Below are 691 nucleotides of genomic sequence, written 5' to 3'. Positions count from 1 at the left end.
CTGCTCTGGTTTGATGCTTTGAGCGAAAAAGCCTATTTGCTCTAAAGCATCGTTGAGCCCGTGTTCGTCATCGTTCACGACAGATGAAAAGGCTTGGCGATAACCGGAACTAAAACGTTCACTGTATTCGCGGGTTGCGCCAAAATCTAACAGCCCTATTTGTTTACTTTGTTCAAGATAGAGGTAGTTTGCGAAGTTTGGATCGGTTTGCACCATTTTGAATTCGAACAGTTCTTTAAACAGCAGTTCCAACAAATTGTGCATTACAAAGTCGCGAGTTTCTTGGTCGTAGTTTGCGATTTTCTCTATGGGCGTCCCTTGAATGAACGCCATAGCCAGAACGGATTGGGATGAAATTTCCGGGTAGATTTTTGGTACCACAAAATGCGGATGGCCTTGTAGAGCCTCGTGATATCTACAGGCAAACTGAGCTTCTCGCTCATAATTGGCTTCGTCGTGCAGCTGTTTTTTCGCCTCTTCCAACAGTCCTTTATAGTCAACAGACTCAGGGATAAGGCCAACAATTTTCAAAAGCGTACCGACATTATCGACGTCGCTGTCGATGCTCTTTCTGATACCGGGATATTGCACTTTTACTGCCAAATTATCGCCAGCATCGCTGTAGGCTTGGTGAACTTGCCCTATGGATGCACTCGCAATAGGTTTGAAGTTGAAAGCAAGAAACGCGGAT

The 691-nt window shown here is 45.0% G+C and carries 1 protein-coding gene; it reads right to left on the bottom strand.

Going from position 1 to position 691, the window contains the following annotated elements:
- On the bottom strand, positions 1-691 hold a 691-nt coding region (locus R8O11_RS27910), incomplete at both ends, for an AarF/ABC1/UbiB kinase family protein (protein WP_318194958.1).

The sequence above is a fragment of the Vibrio sp. 1288 genome (assembly GCF_033344475.1).
Note: the sequence above shows the minus strand (reverse complement) of the source record. Positions and strands in the feature narration are given on the sequence as shown.